The organism is Bradyrhizobium sp. UNPA324, assembly GCF_006658635.1.
Lineage (GTDB): Bacteria > Pseudomonadota > Alphaproteobacteria > Rhizobiales > Xanthobacteraceae > Bradyrhizobium > Bradyrhizobium nanningense.
Genome location: NZ_LFJD01000004.1, coordinates 1012541 through 1028964, shown reverse-complemented (window position 1 = coordinate 1028964; position 16424 = coordinate 1012541). Strand labels below are relative to the sequence as shown.

At 64.5% G+C, this 16424-nt stretch carries 14 protein-coding genes; 7 read left to right on the top strand and 7 right to left on the bottom strand.

Annotated features, from left to right (window positions below; genetic code table 11):
- Positions 1-24: 24 nt before the first annotated feature.
- From UNPA324_RS04880 to UNPA324_RS04860, 5 genes are all read right to left on the bottom strand, one after another.
- The gene (locus UNPA324_RS04880; protein ID WP_128919457.1) at positions 25-348 is read right to left on the bottom strand and encodes a hypothetical protein; all 324 of its coding nucleotides are present in this window, start codon (positions 346-348) and stop codon (positions 25-27) included.
- A gap of 57 nt (positions 349-405) precedes the next feature.
- Positions 406-3381, bottom strand: a complete 2976-nt coding sequence (uvrA, locus tag UNPA324_RS04875; protein ID WP_141933768.1) for an excinuclease ABC subunit UvrA — start codon at positions 3379-3381, stop codon at positions 406-408.
- A gap of 287 nt (positions 3382-3668) precedes the next feature.
- Positions 3669-4415 (bottom strand): outer membrane protein, encoded by a 747-nt coding sequence (locus UNPA324_RS04870; RefSeq protein ID WP_141933766.1) that lies wholly within the window; start codon positions 4413-4415, stop codon positions 3669-3671.
- 227 nt (positions 4416-4642) lie between these two features.
- A complete protein-coding gene (locus UNPA324_RS04865) occupies positions 4643-5335 on the bottom strand; it encodes an outer membrane protein (RefSeq protein WP_128919460.1) in 693 nt (230 codons plus the stop codon).
- 237 nt (positions 5336-5572) lie between these two features.
- A complete protein-coding gene (locus UNPA324_RS04860; protein WP_128919461.1) occupies positions 5573-6355 on the bottom strand; it encodes an outer membrane protein in 783 nt (260 codons plus the stop codon).
- A gap of 436 nt (positions 6356-6791) precedes the next feature.
- Here UNPA324_RS04860 and UNPA324_RS04855 point away from each other — a divergent pair, with 436 nt between their 5' ends.
- Both UNPA324_RS04855 and gyrA read left to right on the top strand, forming a co-directional pair.
- Positions 6792-7289, top strand: a complete 498-nt coding sequence (locus UNPA324_RS04855) for a single-stranded DNA-binding protein (protein WP_100174836.1) — start codon at positions 6792-6794, stop codon at positions 7287-7289.
- Between the two features lie 357 nt (positions 7290-7646).
- The gene (gene gyrA, locus UNPA324_RS04850) at positions 7647-10391 is read left to right on the top strand and encodes a DNA gyrase subunit A (RefSeq protein WP_128919462.1); all 2745 of its coding nucleotides are present in this window, start codon (positions 7647-7649) and stop codon (positions 10389-10391) included.
- Positions 10392-10612: 221 nt separating this feature from the next.
- Here the strand turns inward: gyrA and UNPA324_RS04845 are convergent, their stop codons facing one another.
- Together UNPA324_RS04845 and UNPA324_RS04840 are read right to left on the bottom strand one after the other, a co-directional pair.
- Complete coding sequence (locus tag UNPA324_RS04845; protein ID WP_141938702.1) at positions 10613-12466, bottom strand: potassium transporter Kup; 1854 nt, start codon at positions 12464-12466, stop codon at positions 10613-10615.
- Between the two features lie 177 nt (positions 12467-12643).
- Complete coding sequence (locus tag UNPA324_RS04840; protein ID WP_128919463.1) at positions 12644-12901, bottom strand: hypothetical protein; 258 nt, start codon at positions 12899-12901, stop codon at positions 12644-12646.
- Between the two features lie 269 nt (positions 12902-13170).
- On the opposite strand from UNPA324_RS04840, the gene coaD reads away from it, so the two are divergent.
- From coaD to queA, 5 genes are all read left to right on the top strand, one after another.
- Positions 13171-13668 carry a pantetheine-phosphate adenylyltransferase gene (coaD, locus tag UNPA324_RS04835; RefSeq protein ID WP_128919464.1) on the top strand — a complete coding sequence of 166 codons (498 nt, stop codon included), beginning with the start codon at positions 13171-13173 and terminating at the stop codon, positions 13666-13668.
- A 36-nt stretch (positions 13669-13704) separates the two neighbouring features.
- Entirely contained in the window at positions 13705-14268 is a 564-nt protein-coding gene (locus tag UNPA324_RS04830) for a peptidylprolyl isomerase (RefSeq protein WP_128919465.1), read from the top strand.
- Between the two features lie 8 nt (positions 14269-14276).
- Entirely contained in the window at positions 14277-14702 is a 426-nt protein-coding gene (locus UNPA324_RS04825; protein ID WP_141933764.1) for a UCP034077 family protein, read from the top strand.
- Positions 14699-15163 (top strand): peptidylprolyl isomerase, encoded by a 465-nt coding sequence (locus UNPA324_RS04820; protein ID WP_128919467.1) that lies wholly within the window; start codon positions 14699-14701, stop codon positions 15161-15163. The genes UNPA324_RS04825 and UNPA324_RS04820 overlap by 4 nt, the downstream gene beginning before the upstream one ends.
- A gap of 121 nt (positions 15164-15284) precedes the next feature.
- Positions 15285-16379 (top strand): tRNA preQ1(34) S-adenosylmethionine ribosyltransferase-isomerase QueA, encoded by a 1095-nt coding sequence (queA, locus tag UNPA324_RS04815; RefSeq protein ID WP_141933762.1) that lies wholly within the window; start codon positions 15285-15287, stop codon positions 16377-16379.
- The last annotated feature ends 45 nt before the right edge of the window (positions 16380-16424 follow it).

The following is a 16424-nucleotide window of genomic DNA, read 5'->3' as shown; positions in this document are numbered from 1 at the left end:
GTCGCATCTGCACCAGGAAGCGAGTCACCGCAACTTGCGGACGTGAACATTGACGTCGATATCGATGCTGCTGACGCAAGTCTGAGTGGTCCGGTGGGACGCGCCCTCGTGCCAGCGGCCGCCCCGCGCGCGGGCGTCGCTGACGTTCGCCAGCCTTAGGCATCGCCATTGTGGCAGACAGCCACTGCTATCGCCAGCGAACTGCCAGGCCAGCACGGCCTCCTCGCCGCGCTTGTTGGTGCCGATGATATGCGGACAGAGCTCGCGATAACGACCCTCGTAAACACAGATCACCTGCTGCTCGGCGAGAATGGCGTTGCGGAAGAGTGTGTAGTTTCGGCTGGGCATCGCGGACACTCAAAGGCTTGTTCCCCCAAAATCCCCGCAGATGAGATGGATGAATCTCTACTCCGCCGCCTCGCTCGTGCTCCGTCGCTTCGGCTTCCGCGCCTTCTTCAGCACCGGCTCCAGGAACTTGCCCGTGTAGCTCCTTGGCGCTTTCGCAATATCCTCCGGCGGGCCCCACGCCACGATCTCGCCGCCGCCGTCGCCGCCTTCGGGGCCGAGGTCGATGACCCAGTCGGCGGTCTTGATGACTTCGAGATTGTGCTCGATGACGACCACGGTGTTGCCCTGCGCCACCAGCTCGTGCAGCACCTCCAGCAGCTTCTTGACGTCGTGGAAGTGCAGGCCGGTGGTCGGCTCGTCCAGGATATAGAGCGTGCGACCGGTGGCGCGCTTGGACAGCTCCTTGGCCAGCTTGACGCGCTGGGCTTCGCCGCCCGAGAGCGTGGTGGCCTGCTGGCCGACATGGATGTAGTCGAGCCCGACGCGGTGCAGGGTCTGGAAGGTTTCGCGCACGCGCGGCACCGCCTTGAAGAATTCGGCGGCTTCCTCGACCGTCATGTCGAGCACGTCGGCGATGGACTTGCCCTTGAACAGCACCTCCAGCGTCTCGCGGTTGTAGCGCTTGCCCTTGCAGACGTCGCAGGTGACGTAGACGTCGGGTAGGAAGTGCATCTCGATCTTGATGACGCCGTCGCCCTGGCAGGCCTCGCAGCGGCCGCCCTTGACGTTGAAGGAGAAGCGGCCGGGCTCGTAGCCGCGCGCCTTGGACTCGGGTAGGCCCGCGAACCATTCCCGGATCGGCGTGAACGCGCCGGTATAGGTCGCCGGATTCGAGCGCGGGGTGCGGCCGATCGGCGACTGGTCGATGTCGATGATCTTGTCGATGTGCTCGAGGCCCTCGATGCGGTCGTGCGGGGCGGCGCCTTCGCTGGCATTGTTGAGCTTGCGCGCGATGGCGCGGTACAGGGTGTCGATCAAGAGCGTCGACTTGCCGCCGCCGGAGACGCCGGTGACGCAGGTGAACAGGCCGAGCGGAATTTCCGCCGTGACGTTCTTGAGGTTATTGCCGCGCGCGTTGACCACCTTGATGGTGCGGCGATGGTTCGGTGGACGCCGCTCCGGCACCTCGACCTCGAGCTCGCCGGTGAGATATTTGCCGGTCAGCGATTTCGGGTTGCGCATGATCTCGGCGGGCGTGCCTTCGGCGACGATGTGGCCGCCATGCATGCCGGCGCCGGGGCCGATATCGAGTACGTAGTCGGCAAGCCGAATGGCGTCCTCGTCATGCTCGACCACGACCACGGTGTTGCCGAGGTCGCGTAGCCGCTTGAGGGTGTCGAGCAGGCGGGCGTTGTCGCGCTGGTGCAGGCCGATCGAGGGCTCGTCCAGCACGTAGAGCACGCCCGTCAGGCCTGAGCCGATCTGGGAGGCCAGGCGGATGCGCTGGCTCTCGCCGCCGGACAGCGTGCCGGAGGAGCGGGAGAGGGTGAGGTAGTTGAGGCCGACGTCGAGCAGGAAGGTGAGGCGCTCGCGGATTTCCTTCAGGATGCGGCCGGCGATCTCGTTCTGCTGCGCGTTGAGCGCGTCGGGCACGGTCTCGAACCATTCGCCGGCCTTCCTGACCGACAGCTCCGAGATCTCGCCGATATGCTTGGCCCCGATCTTGACGCAGAGCGCCTCGGGCTTGAGGCGGAAGCCCTTGCACGCCTCGCAGGGCACGTCGTGGAAGTATTTCGCCAGCTCCTCGCGGGCCCACTCGCTTTCGGTCTCGCGGTAGCGGCGGTTGATGTTGGTGATGACGCCTTCGAACGGCTTCTTGGAATCGTAGGAGCGCACCCCGTCCTCGTAGGAGAACTTGATTTCGTCCTCGCCGGAGCCATGCAGGATCGCGTCTTTCGTCTTCTTGGGCAGGTCCTTCCACTTGGTGGTCAGCGTAAACTTGTAGTGCTTGCCGAGCGCGGTCAGCGTCTGCACGTAATAGGGTGAGGACGATTTGGCCCAGGGCGCGATGGCGCCCTTGCCGATGGCGAGCTCCTTGTCGGGGATGACGAGATCCTCGTCGACATGCTGCTCGACGCCGAGGCCGCCGCAGGCGGGACAGGCGCCGTAGGGGTTGTTGAAGGAAAAGAGTCGGGGCTCGACCTCGGGGATGGTGAAGCCGGAGACCGGGCAGGCGAACTTTTCCGAGAACAGCATGCGCTCGGGTCCGCTCTTGTCGTGGATCTTTGCGGTCTTCTTCTTCTCTTCAGTAGGAGCTGCCGCGGGTGCATCGGCGAATTCGACGACGGCGAGGCCTTCGGCGAGCTTCAGCGCGGTCTCGAAGCTTTCGGCGAGGCGCTGGCCGATGTCGGCGCGCACCACGATGCGGTCGACGACGACGTCGATGTCATGCGGGAATTTCTTGTCCAGTGCCGGCGCTTCCGCGAGCTCGTGGAAGGTGCCGTCGATCTTGACGCGCTGAAAGCCCTTCTTGAGCCATTCGGCGAGCTCCTTGCGGTACTCGCCCTTGCGGCCGCGCACGACAGGGGCGAGCAGATAGAGGCGGGTGCCTTCGGGCAGCGCCAGCACGCGGTCGACCATCTGCGAGACGGTCTGGCTCTCGATCGGCAGGCCCGTGGCCGGCGAATAGGGCACGCCGACGCGCGCCCAGAGCAGGCGCATGTAGTCGTAGATCTCGGTGACGGTGCCGACGGTCGAGCGCGGATTCTTCGACGTCGTCTTCTGCTCGATCGAGATCGCCGGCGACAGGCCGTCGATCTGGTCGACGTCGGGCTTCTGCATCATCTCCAGGAACTGGCGCGCATAGGCCGACAGCGATTCGACGTAGCGGCGCTGGCCCTCGGCGTAGATGGTGTCGAAGGCGAGCGAGGATTTGCCGGAGCCGGAGAGGCCGGTGAACACCACGAGCTTGTCGCGGGGAATCTCGACGTCGATGTTCTTGAGGTTGTGCTCGCGCGCGCCACGGATCGTAATTGCGCGCAGGCTGGAGCCCGCGTTCTGTTGTTGGCGCTTCGCCTTGATCACTTCATCCATCCGAGTTGCCCTCAAGGAAGCCCATGGGTGCGCGACCGCGCCAGCAAAACAGGCGCGCTTCGCCCGGGACCGGATCGGCGCCAATGGGTATGGCAGCGAACGTAGGAAGAACGGAGACGGATTTCCAGAGGGAGTTGCGAATCGTCAACGGAATGTTGGCGCGCTGGCGGCATCTGGCAGCAGCAGGACGGAACTGCATGGAACGCGCATGGCCCAACAAGCAGGGCCAAACAAAAAGGCCGGCACGAGGCCGGCCTTTCGTAACGCGGAGAGTTGGGAGGCGAAGCTCAGTACTTCGCAACCACCGGGCCGCCGAAGGTGTAGTTGAGGCGGACCGTGCCCATATCGACGTCCTGCTTGATCCGATCGATACGGTCGTTGACGCCGAGAATCGTGAACGAGTTGTTGCGCTTGCCCATGAACAGATGGTCGTACTCGATCGCCACGGACCAGTTCGGCGCGAAACCAAATTCGAGGCCGGTGCCGACCGCGCCACCCCAGCGCGTCTCGCTTGCGCTATCAAGGACGACGCCAGCCAGCAGGCCGTTATATTTAGCGTGCGTGACGGCCGCGCCACCCTTCACGTACCAGAGCACGTTGTTCCAGGCATAGCCGACCTGACCGGTGAAGAGGCCAAGTGCGTCGATCTTGGTCTGGTTGACCAGGGGCCCAAGAACCAGGCTCGTGTTCGAGCCTTTCAGGTTGGCCCAGTCGCCTTGGGCTTCGAGACCGAACACCCAGTTGGTCGACTGCCAGCGATAGCCGAGCTGACCACCGACCACGCCGCCGGTTGCATTGTGGCAGCCCTCAGCCGTGTCCGGACCCGGCACGCCGAAGATGTTGTTGACGTCCCAGCAGTTGCGGCTCGATGCGCCGCCGCCGTTGATACCGAGGTAGAAACCGCTCCAATTGTACATCGCGATCGGCGCGACCGGAGCCTTGGTGTAGGGGCGGGCCGCCAAATCGGCCGCCGAGGCCGGTGTGAACGCGCTCAATGCGAACAAACCAGCCGAAGCCAGCAAAACCTTCTTCATATCCATGTCCCCAGTATCCGGTTTCTCTTTCTTGCCTTCCGGAAGCGGAAGAGCAGCGGACCCCTATGACCCGACTGATGCCACAGCTTTACACCATTGAAGCCAAAGGTTGTGTCACCCTCGGGTCACATCTCTCCAAAAACGTGAGCTGCGGCTTGGCACCAGCCAAACAAAAAGGCCGGCGCAAGGCCGGCCTTTCGTAACGCGAGTAGCGTTTGAATCGTGGCTTAGTACTTGGCGACGACCGGGGCGCCGAAGTGATAGTTCACGCCGACCTGCACGGTGTGGAGGTTGAGCGTACCGGTGGGAATGGCGCCCGAGAAGTAGGTCTCGCCGCCGAGGCTGCGATAGAGGTACTCGCCCTTGACCGACCACTGCGGAGCGAAGAACGCCTCGACGCCCGCACCGACGGTCCAGCCGGAGTGGAACTTGCTGTCGGAGACCGAGAGGCCGCCCAGGGTGGCGGTGAGCTTGTTGTCGATCCAGGCGTAACCACCGGTGCCGTACAGCAGCACGTTGTTGACGGCCCAGCCGATGCGGCCGCGCACGGTGCCCATTGCATCGGTCTTGGAGCTCAGCGAGGCGGGGATGCCACCGACGCCGGCGACAGCAACCGTGCCAGCTGCCGAGGCGCTGACGTCAGCCCAGGCGCCATCGGCCTCGACACCGAACACGACGTTGCCGGTCTGCCAGTTGTAGCCGGCGGTGCCGCCGACGAAGCCACCCTGCATCTTCGGGTCGCCCGAAGAGGCTTCCCAGGCGCCGCCGCCGACGATACCGAGGTAGAAACCGGTCCAGTTGTAGACCGAAGCCATCGGAGCGACCGGAGCCTTGGTGTAGGGGCGAGCCGCGAGATCAGCAGCCGAAGCGGGGGCGGCCAGAGCGAACAAACAGGCCGAAGCCAACAAAACTTTCTTCATTTTCAACTTAATCCCAGTCCCAGTTTCTGTTGTTGCCTTCCGCGGGCGGAAGGGCAGCGGACTCAACGGCCCAACCGAGGCGGTGCTTACACCACTGAAGCTGCAAGTTGTGTCTCCGAAAAGCCACAGTGGTCGAAAAGGTGATGGTTACTGACTCATTGCACCAGCGGTCTATTTGAAAAGAAAAAGGCCGGCACTGAGGCCGGCCCTTCCGTTCTTCTGCGATATCCGAGGATATCAATACCTGGCGATCAGCGGGCCGCCGAAGCGATAATTCAGCCGAACCAGACCCATGTCGACGTCCTGGCCAATACGATCGCTTCCGAACGCAGCGCCCCCAGGGGTCGTGAAACCGATCGTGCGGTGGCCGAGGAAGATGTGGTCGTACTCGATTCCGAGCGACCAGTTCGGTGCAAATCCAAATTCCAAGCCGGCGCCAACGGTACCGCCCCAGCGGGTCTCGCGCGCCGATGCCAGCAGCGCGCCAGCGCCTGGCGTGCCTGCAGCGGCATAAACGTCGTACTTGTCGCCGACAACCGCGCCGCCGCCCTTCACATAGAACAACACGTTGTTCCAGGCGTAACCGACCTGACCCGTGATCAAGCCAAAAGCATCGATCCGGGAGCGGTTACGATCACCCGTGACCAAAGCGCTTCCAGGGAAGAGGGTGCTGACGTTGTCGCCCGAGAAGTCAGCCCAGTTACCCTGTCCTTCGAAGCCGAACACCCAATTGGCGGACTGCCAGCGATAGCCAATTTGGCCACCGACCGTGCCGCCTGTCGCATTGTGGCAACCCTCAGGCACAAGGGTGCCCGTCACCGGCGTCACGAAATCCCAGCACTTGTGGGACGAGCCGCCGCCACCGTTGATGCCGATGTAGAAGCCGCTCCAGTCGTAGATCGCGGCGACCGCCGGCGCGGGGGCCTTGGTGTAGGGACGCGCAGCGAGATCCGCCGCGCTTGCAGGGGCCGACAGCCCCAACGCTATTGCACTGATTGCACCAAACAAAATCTTATTCATTGCAGTCTCCCCAAGTTCGTCCGCTTCTCGATGTCCTCGAAGCGGTTGATCAGATGCGACGCCCAGATGAACAATTCCGAGGCAATCGTAGCTTAGCGAAAGAGCAGAGTCCGTCTCCGGAATGCCACACTTGGCGGGCGACTTGCGGGTTCCAACTTGATGAATGTTAAGTGTTTTTTCCCGTTATGTGGAACCGGGGAAAGTTCCATCTCGGATTGGTTTTTCGCCGCGGCCGAGTCAGCGGGCAACGGGTCCCAAGCAGCGAAGAACAAATCTGGAACATGGCGGCGGTCGATGCTATATGTGGGGATAACCCCGGGGGTGCTGGGCTGAGCGGCGCCCGCGAGCGTATAGGGTCGCCTCAACAGGGCGCAGAGGAACGCGGGCAGCGCGCTCGGCCTTTTGAAATCAGTGGCATTCGGAGTGGAGAGCGGCGATGGCGGGAAGCGTCAACAAGGTCATTCTGGTTGGAAACCTCGGCAAGGATCCTGAAATCCGCCGCACCCAGGACGGGCGGCCGATTGCGAATTTGAGCATCGCCACCTCGGAAACCTGGCGCGACAAGAATACCGGCGAGCGCAAGGAAAAGACCGAGTGGCATCGCGTCGTGATCTTCAACGAAGGGCTCTGCAAGGTCGCCGAGCAGTACCTGAAGAAGGGCGCGAAGGTTTACATCGAGGGGGCGCTCCAGACCCGCAAATGGACCGACCAGAGCGGCGTCGAGAAGTACTCGACCGAGGTCGTGCTCCAGGGCTTCAACTCGACCCTGACGATGCTCGATGGCCGTGGCGGTGGCGGAGGGGGCGGCAGCTTCGGTGACGAACCGGGCGGCGATTTCGGCTCCTCCGGCCCGGTCAGCAGCGCGCCGCGCCGTCCCGTTGCCGCCGGCGGCGGTGGCCGCAACAGCGACATGGACGACGATATCCCGTTCTGAGAACGGATCGGACGATGGAGGGCGCTGGCCGGGCTCAGGGGCGCCTTCCACGTCGTGTCAGCGAACCTTGCTAATCGGCAGAAAGGGCTCGGGATTTCCGGGCCCGTTTCATGTTCGGCTTGAACGCGGCTTGCGCGGGGGCAAAACGAGCCGATGGGGCGCTCTCGCGGCATGATGGACCCTGTGGCAGGGGCGATTTTGGAAGACCGGTTCCAGGTTCATTCCAGGCGCTCCTTCCAACGCCGTAAGTCATTGGAAAAATAAGCGGAAAAAGCGCTTCCCAGCCTTCGCCAAGGGTGGTTATCAGGGGCACGATGCGCTATATGATTCCCAGACAAAAACTCACCGGATTCCCCCTTGGCTGACGACGACAACAAGCCCGGCGACCAGCCGGCGCAACCCTCGGACATTCGCCCCGTCTCCATCCTCGACGAGATGAAGAAGTCCTATCTCGACTACGCCATGAGCGTGATCGTGTCGCGTGCGCTGCCCGATGCGCGCGACGGTCTGAAGCCGGTGCACCGCCGCATCCTGTTCTCGATGAACGAGGAAGGCTATACGCCCGACAAGAAGCACAAGAAGTCGGCCGGTATCGTCGGCGACGTCATGGGCCAATACCATCCGCATGGCGACCAGGCGATCTACGACTCGCTGGTGCGCATGGCGCAGCCGTTCTCGATGCGCGAATTGCTGGTGGACGGGCAGGGCAATTTCGGCTCGGTCGACGGCGATCCGCCCGCGGCGATGCGCTACACCGAATCGCGCCTGACCAAGATCGCGCTGAAGCTTTTGGAAGACATCGACAACGAGACCGTCGACTTCCAGGACAATTATGACGGTTCGACCAGGGAGCCGGTGGTTCTGCCGGCGCGCTTCCCGAATTTGCTGGTCAACGGCGCCGGCGGCATTGCCGTCGGCATGGCCACCAACATCCCGCCTCACAATCTCGGCGAGGTCATCGACGCCTGCCTGGCATTGATCGACAATCCGTCGCTGACCATCGACGAGCTCAATAACATCATCCCGGGCCCGGATTTTCCGACCGGCGGCATCATCCTCGGACGCCAGGGCATCCGCAGCGCCTACCATCTCGGCCGCGGCTCCATCGTGATGCGCGGCAAGGTCGCGTTCGAGACCATCCGCAAGGATCGCGAGGCGATCGTCATCACCGAGATTCCGTATCAGGTGAACAAGGCGACGATGGTCGAGCGCATTGCCGAACTGTACAAGGAAAAGAAGATCGAGGGCATTTCCGATCTGCGCGACGAGTCTGACCGCGACGGCTACCGCGTCGTCGTCGAGCTCAAGCGCGACGCCATGCCCGACGTCGTGCTGAACCAGCTCTACAAGTTCACGCCGTTGCAAACCAGTTTTGGCGTCAACGCCGTCGCGCTCGATTCCGGCCGTCCGCAGACGATGAACCTGAAGGACTTGCTGACGATCTTCGTCGGCTTCCGTGAGCAGGTCGTCACCCGCCGCACCAAGTACAAGCTGCGCAAGGCGCGCGAACGCGCGCACGAGCAGGTTGGCCTTGCCATCGCGGTTGCCAATATCGACGAGATCATTCGCGTCATCCGCACCTCGCCGACACCGGCTGTCGCGCGCGACACCCTGATGACGCGCGACTGGCCGGCGCGCGATGTCGAGGACATCATCACGCTGATCGATGATCCCCGCCACCGCATCAACGAGGACGGCACCATCCGCCTGTCGCTGGATCAGGCCAAAGCCATCCTCGAGCTGCGGCTGGCGCGCCTCACCGCGCTCGGCCGCGACGAGATCGGCGGCGAGCTGGCAAAACTCGCCGGCGAGATCGGAGACTATCTTGCGATCCTGCGCTCGCGCGCCCGCATCCTCGACATCATCAAGACCGAGCTCGCCGAAGTGAAGGCCGAGTTCGCCACGCCGCGCCGCACCGTGATCATGGAGCAGGAGGGCGAGGTCGAGGATGAGGACCTGATCCAGCGCGAGGACATGGTCGTCACCGTCTCGCACGCCGGCTACGTCAAGCGCGTGCCATTGTCGGCCTACCGGGCGCAGCGCCGCGGCGGCAAGGGCCGCTCCGGCATGCAGACCCGCGACGAGGATTTCGTCAGCCGCCTGTTCGTGGCTTCCACGCACACGCCGGTGCTGTTCTTCTCCTCGCGCGGCCAGGTCTACAAGGAGAAGGTCTGGCGTCTGCCGGTGGCGGCGCCGAACGCGCGCGGCAAGGCGCTGATCAACATCCTGCCGCTGGAGCAGGGTGAGCGCATCACCACCATCATGCCGCTGCCGGAGGACGAATCCACCTGGGCCAACCTCGACGTGATGTTCGCCACGACGGGCGGCAACGTCCGGCGCAACAAGCTGTCGGACTTCGTCGACGTCCGCCGCTCCGGCATCATCGCGATGAAGCTCGACGACAACGAGGCGATCGTCGACGTGCAGATCTGCACCGAGCGCGACGACGTGCTGCTGACCGCCGCCGGCGGTCAGTGCATCCGCTTCCCCGTCACCGACGTGCGCGTGTTCACCGGGCGCACCTCGATGGGCGTGCGCGGCATCGCGCTCGCCGACGGCGACAAGGTGATCTCGCTGGCGATCCTGCGCCACGTCGAGACCACGTCCGACGAGCGCTCGGCCTACCTGAAGATGCGCCGCGCGGTCGCCGGCGAAGCCGCGGCGGAAGAGGCGCCAGTGGATGCCGAGGCCGAGGAGGCGTCCGGCAGCTTCCAGCTCGCGCAGGAACGTTACGCCGAGATGTCGGCCCAGGAGCAGGTCGTGCTCACCGTCTCCGTCAACGGCTACGGCAAGCGGACCTCGTCCTACGAGTACCGGACCACGGGACGCGGCGGCAAAGGCATCGTCGCCATGAGCGTCAACAACCGCAACGGCAATCTGGTCGCCTCGTTCCCGGTGGAGGACGCCGATCAGATCATGCTGGTCACCGACAACGGCCAGCTGATCCGCTGCCCGGTCGAAGGCATCCGCATCGCGGGCCGCTCGACCCAAGGTGTCATCGTATTCGACACCGCCGAGGACGAGCATGTGGTGTCGGTCGAGCACATCACGGAAGAGGCGGAGAGCGGGAATGGGGCGAATGGGGAGTCAAGCGGGGAGTGATGTGTCACCCCTCGTAGCCCGCGCCCCAATCTCCACTGTCGTCCCGGAAAAGCGAAGCGCAGATCCGGGACCTCAGCGCGAGCGCTTGCGCTCGTCGCGATAGCCAAGGGAGACGTTCGGCGAAGACTCGGAGTTGCCGGTCTCGCGCGGCAACTCCTCCCTGTGGTTATGGGCCCCCGCGTCCGCGGGGACGACACCGAAGATGTCGTGCGGTCATCGCCCTAAATCTCCAGCTCGGTGCCGAACTCCACGACCTGCTTGGTCGGCACGCCGAAGAAGGCGGCCGAGCGCTCGGCGTTGCGCTGCAGGAAGGCGAACACGCCTTCGCGCCAGACCCACATGCCCGGCACGTCCTCGCGCGGAATGATGGTCTCGCGGCCGACGTAATAGGTGATCTCGGACAGGTCGATGCCGGCCAGCTTGCCCTGGCGGCAGACCAGCTGCAGCCCTTCATAGATCGTCGGATTCTGCATGAAGCCGTAATGCAGGATGATGCGGGTGATGCCGGGGATGATCTCGATCACCTCGGCGCGCTCCTCGTCCGCGATGTGCGGCGATTCCTCGATCAGCACGGTGACCAGCAGCACGCGCTCATGCAGCACGCGGTTGTGCCTGACGAACTGGGTGAGCGCGAGCGGCACGCCGCGCGGCGCGGAGGCCAGGTACACGGCGGTCCCGGGCAGCCTCGCATGGCATTTGTTGACGGCGGTCTCGATCAGATCCTCCTCGGGCTGGCGCAGCCGGGCGCGTGCCGCTTCGACCAGCTTCACGCCGGCCCGCCAGGTCAGCATCAGGAAGGCGACGAGGCCGGCGAGCAGCAGCGGAAACCAGCCGCCCTCGAACAGCTTGATCGAGTTCGCCGAGAAGAAGATCAGATCGATGACGAAGAAGAAACCGTTCACGGCAACGACGAGCCAGGGCGAAAAGCCCCACTGGATCGCGACCAGCGCGGCCAGCAGCGTGGTGATCGCCATCAGCAGCGAGACCGCGATGCCATAGGCGCCGGCAAGCGCGTCCGAGGAGCCGAAGCTCAGGACGGCGCCCAGCGTCGCGGCGGCGAGCAGCCAGTTCACCAGCGGCACGTAGATCTGGCCGATCGCATCGCTGGTGGTGTGGCGGATCTGCATGCGCGGCAGGAAGCCGAGCTGGATCGATTGCTGCGTCAGCGAGAACACGCCGGAGATGATCGCCTGCGAGGCGATCACGGCCGCGACCGTCGAGAAGGCGACGAGCAGATAATGCAGGGCGTCGGGGCAGAGCTGGAAGAACGGGTTCTCGATCATCGTGGGATCGGTGATCAGCAGCGCGGCCTGGCCGAAATAGTTCAGCACCAGGGCGGGTAGGCAGATCGCGAACCAGGCCAGCCGGATTGGCAGCCGGCCGAAATGTCCCATGTCGGCATACATGGCCTCGCCGCCGGTCACCGCGAGAAAGGCCGCGCCGAGGATTCCGAACGAGATGTGGAAATCCTGGTGGATCAGGAATTCGAAGGCATAGAGCGGGCTGAGGGCCGCCAGCACCGCCGGCGCCTTGACGATGCCGTGGATACCGAGCGCGGCGAGCACGACGAACCAGGCCAGCATCACCGGTCCGAAGATGCGGCCGATGAAGCCGGTGCCCCGCTTCTGCATCATGAACAGGCCGATCAGGATGGCGACGGTCAGGGGCACCACGACGGGCGCGAGCGAGGGGGCGTCGACCTTGAGGCCCTCGATGGCGCTGAGCACGGAGATTGCCGGCGTGATCGCGCCATCGCCATAGAGCAGCGCGGCTCCGATCAGGCCGACCACCAGGAGATGGGCACGCCAGGTGCCGGGTTGGGCGTGGCGGGCATGCAGCAGCGCCAGCAGCGCGACGATGCCGCCTTCGCCGCGGTTGTCCGCGCGCAGGATCAACAGCGCATATTTCAGCGAGATGATCAGCAGCAGCGCCCAGAGGATTAGCGAGGCAACCCCGAGGACCGCGTCGTGACTGAGTGTGCCGCCATGGGCGGCCGCCTTGGCGGCTTCCTTCAGGGCGTAGAGGGGGCTGGTGCCAATATCGCCATAGACCACCCCGAGGGCGCCCATGGTCATGGCAAGCGGCAGCGGATCGGGATGATGGCCGGAAGCGGCGGCTTGTGTGCTGGACAACGGCGCCCCCAATGGGATCGCGCCCGACGGGCCATTCCGACGGGCGCGAGCCTCACGCAGTGTGCGACGAGACGCCGCAAAACTCCACGGGGTTTATATGACGCGAAGCTGACAGACCGGCTACGGCGTGCGGTTGGCGGTTACGAGGCGCGCTTCGCGGATCGTCGCCTTGGTGCCGGCCTTGCGCAGGCACGAGGTCTCGAAATTCGGCCAGGCCTGCTGCGAGCAGTCCTTGCCGATGGCGCGGATATCGAGCCGGTCGCTCTTGGCCAGCGGCTGCGGCACGCTGGCTTCGACCGTCGGGGCAAAGCCGGGCAGGAGGGTCAGAGCGGCAGCAACGCACGCGGAGATCATAATCGCCGAGAGAGCCTTGATCATTGACAGTCCCCTGTGATGCGGCCGCCTACGCCCAGTGTGCGGCCCGTCGTTCGTTGGCCGGATTAGTAACCATGGCCAGTTTCCGGACGTCTTCGCCGGCGCGGGAAATGGTTTCGTGTCCGCCCCGGTTTGTTTCGTGACCGCTCTCAGGACGAAACAAACCGGCCATCGCCGACACGACCGGCGGGATATTTTGCCGGAAACGACCAAGGAAAGGCCAAGCAACCTGCCCGGCTTGCCGGGCCGGGCCGGGCGCGGTAGGAGGGGACATGCCGCGTATTGCCTTCTATCCCGGTTCCTTCGACCCCATCACCAACGGCCATCTGGACGTCGTCCGGCACAGCGTGTCGCTGTGCGACAAGCTCGTGGTCGCGATCGGGGTCCACCCCGGCAAGAAGCCGCTGTTCTCGACCGAGGAGCGGCTGAAGATGCTCTATGACGTCTGCGGGCCGGTGGCGGCCAAGGCCGGCTGCGTGCTCGAAGCCGTGACGTTTGACGATCTGTCGGTGACGTCGGCGCGCAAGCACGGTGCGACGATCATGATTCGGGGCCTGCGCGACGGCAGTGACCTCGACTACGAGATGCAACTCGCCGGCATGAACGAGGCGATGGCGCCGGAGGTGCACACGGTCTTCCTGCCGGCCTCGCCGATGGTCCGCCCGATCACCGCCACTTTGGTGCGCCAGATCGCCGGCATGGGTGGGGACGTCTCGGCCTTCGTCCCGCCGATTGTCGCGGCCCAGCTCAAGACAAAATTCGCCGAATAACGGCGCGCTTCATCTTCCTTCTGATCCGGAGTTGTCATGATCCGAATTCTCGCAGTCCTTGCCGCGCTTCTGTTCGCGGTGCCGGCGGTGGCGCAGCAATTGCCGGCCAACCTCGACAAGGCCAACGCCATCGTCATCGACAGCACCAAGGGCCGTATCGTCATCAAGCTGCGCACCGATATCGCGCCCCAGCACGCCGAGCGCATCAAGCAGCTCGCGCGCGAGGGTTACTACAACAACGTGCCGTTCCATCGCGTCATGGACGGCTTCATGGCGCAGACCGGCGACGGCCAGAACTTCAACGGCACCGGCGGATCGAAATATCCGAACCTGAAGCAGGAATTCTCCAAGGTGCATTTTGCCCGCGGCATCGTCGGCATGGCCCGGCGCGGCGACAGCGTCGACAGCGCCAACTCGCAGTTCTTCATCATGTTCGCCGACGGCGGCAGCCTCGATGGCCAGTACACCGTGGTCGGTGAGGTCGTGCAGGGCATGGACGTCGTCGACAAGCTGAAGAAGGCTCCGCCCGGCTCCGCCGGCGGCGCCGTGACCGATCCCGACAAGATGGTGAAGGTGCAGGTCGCCTCCGACATCAAATAGGAGAGACGATGGCGCGCCGTGGCAAAAAGCTTATCGTAGCTGCCGCGGCGCTCCTGCTTGGCCTCTCCAGCGCGGCCGCCGAGGACGCGCAGGTCAACACCATCCAGGACATCTTCCGGCATCTGCGCACTTGCTGGAGACCGCCGCCGCCGAACAAGGCTCGCCCACTCGACATCACCGTCGTCGTGAGCTTTAACCGGGCCGGAAACATTCTGGGCCATCCGAGGATTACCTATGAATCCGCGGAGGCCTCCGACAATGACCGGCTGCAATACCGGATCGCGGTGATGGAGGCGTTGCAACGCTGCACGCCGGTGCCATTTACCGATGCAATGGCCGGCGCCGCCGCGGGACGTCCATTCGCGATCCAGTTCCGTAACCGCAAAACGTCACCTGACAAGACCTCACCCCCAACGCAAGAGAGACGAGCATGAGCGTCACCGAAAACACCCTGATCCTCGAGACCACGCAGGGCCCCGTCACCATCGAGATGCGGCCCGACCTCGCGCCCGGCCATGTCGCCCGCATCAAGGAACTGGTCCGTGAGGGCTTTTACGACGGCATCGTGTTCCACCGCGTGATCGAGGGCTTCATGGCGCAGACGGGCTGCCCGCAGGGTACCGGCACCGGCGGCTCGGGCAAGAAGCTGAAGGCCGAGTTCAGCAAGGAGCCGCATGTGCGCGGCACCGCCTCGATGGCGCGCGCCGCCAATCCCGATTCCGGCGACAGCCAGTTCTTCATCTGCTTCGACGACGCCCGCTTCCTCGACAACCAGTACACGGTGTGGGGCAAGGTCACCGAGGGCATGGAGAACGTCGACAAGATCAAGCGCGGCGAGCCGGTGCAGAACCCCGACAAGATCGTCAAGGCGCGGATGGCCGCGGATAAGGAATAGGCCGATTGGTCGGTGTCATGCCCCGCGCAGGCGGGGCATCCAGTAACCACCAGCGGCGGTTACGACCAAGATCGTGAGTACTGGATCGCCCGCCTGCGCGGGCGATGACAAGTTCCGGGACATGCGTACCGATCTCTTCGACTTCGACCTGCCAGCCGAGCGCATCGCGTTGCGCCCGGCGAGCCCGCGCGACTCCGCGAAAATGCTGGTCGTGGAGAACGGCGCGTTGCGCGACCAGACCATCGCGGACCTGCCGTCATGGCTGAAGGCGGGCGACCAGCTCGTCGTCAACGACACCAAGGTGATCGCGGCCCAATTGAAGGGCCGCCGCATCGGCCGCGAGACCGAGCCCAGAATCGAGGCGACGCTGATCAAACGGCTCGACGGCTCGCGCTGGCAGGCGCTGGTGAAACCCGCCAAGAAGCTTGTCGCCGGCGACCGCATCCGCTTCGGCAACGAAGGCAAGGTCTGCCTGCTCGGCCATCTCGACGCCGAGGTCGAGGCCAAGGGCAGCGAGGGCGAGGTGACGCTGTCGTTCTCATTCCACGGCCCCGCGCTGGACCAGGCCATCGCCGATCTCGGCAGCCCGCCGCTGCCGCCCTACATCGCCTCGAAGCGTACGCCCGACGATCAGGACCTCACCGACTACCAGACCATGTTCGCCGTGAACGAAGGCGCGGTCGCTGCGCCCACCGCGGGGCTGCATTTCACGCCGGTGCTGGAGCAGGCGCTGCTCGCGCGCGGCGTCGGCATCAACCAGGTCACGCTGCATGTCGGGGCAGGGACGTTCCTTCCCGTGAAGGTCGACGACACCGAAGGCCACAAGATGCATGCCGAGTGGGGCACGATCCCGGCTGAGACGGCGGAACGTCTCAACAGCGCCCGAAAGAACGGCGGCCGCATCATCGCCGTCGGCACCACGTCATTGCGGCTGCTCGAGAGCGCAGCGCGCGAGGACGGCACGATCCAGCCCTTCGCGGCCGAGACCGCGATCTTCATCACCCCAGGCTATCGCTTCCGCGCCGTCGATGTCCTGATGACCAATTTCCACTTGCCGAAGTCGACGCTGTTCATGCTGGTGTCGGCATTCTCGGGGCTTGAGACGATGAAGGCGGCGTACGCGCACGCGATTGCGAATGGGTACCGGTTTTACTCGTATGGCGATGCGTGCTTGTTGTTTCGGGCAACAAGCGCAGCTCCATCACCGTCACCCTGAGGTGCTCGCCTCTTCAGCGAGCCTCGAAGGGCGACGGCCCGGATG

Coding starts and splice junctions, on each gene's coding strand:
- UNPA324_RS04880 (WP_128919457.1), bottom strand. CDS start 348: ATGCCCAGCCGAAACTACACACTCTTCCGCAACGCCATTCTCGCCGAG.
- uvrA (WP_141933768.1), bottom strand. CDS start 3,381: ATGGATGAAGTGATCAAGGCGAAGCGCCAACAACAGAACGCGGGCTCC.
- UNPA324_RS04870 (WP_141933766.1), bottom strand. CDS start 4,415: ATGAAGAAGGTTTTGCTGGCTTCGGCTGGTTTGTTCGCATTGAGCGCG.
- UNPA324_RS04865 (WP_128919460.1), bottom strand. CDS start 5,335: ATGAAGAAAGTTTTGTTGGCTTCGGCCTGTTTGTTCGCTCTGGCCGCC.
- UNPA324_RS04860 (WP_128919461.1), bottom strand. CDS start 6,355: ATGAATAAGATTTTGTTTGGTGCAATCAGTGCAATAGCGTTGGGGCTG.
- UNPA324_RS04855 (WP_100174836.1), top strand. CDS start 6,792: ATGGCGGGAAGCGTCAACAAGGTCATTCTGGTTGGAAACCTCGGCAAG.
- UNPA324_RS04845 (WP_141938702.1), bottom strand. CDS start 12,466: ATGACCATGGGCGCCCTCGGGGTGGTCTATGGCGATATTGGCACCAGC.
- UNPA324_RS04840 (WP_128919463.1), bottom strand. CDS start 12,901: ATGATCAAGGCTCTCTCGGCGATTATGATCTCCGCGTGCGTTGCTGCC.
- coaD (WP_128919464.1), top strand. CDS start 13,171: ATGCCGCGTATTGCCTTCTATCCCGGTTCCTTCGACCCCATCACCAAC.
- UNPA324_RS04830 (WP_128919465.1), top strand. CDS start 13,705: ATGATCCGAATTCTCGCAGTCCTTGCCGCGCTTCTGTTCGCGGTGCCG.
- UNPA324_RS04825 (WP_141933764.1), top strand. CDS start 14,277: ATGGCGCGCCGTGGCAAAAAGCTTATCGTAGCTGCCGCGGCGCTCCTG.
- UNPA324_RS04820 (WP_128919467.1), top strand. CDS start 14,699: ATGAGCGTCACCGAAAACACCCTGATCCTCGAGACCACGCAGGGCCCC.
- queA (WP_141933762.1), top strand. CDS start 15,285: ATGCGTACCGATCTCTTCGACTTCGACCTGCCAGCCGAGCGCATCGCG.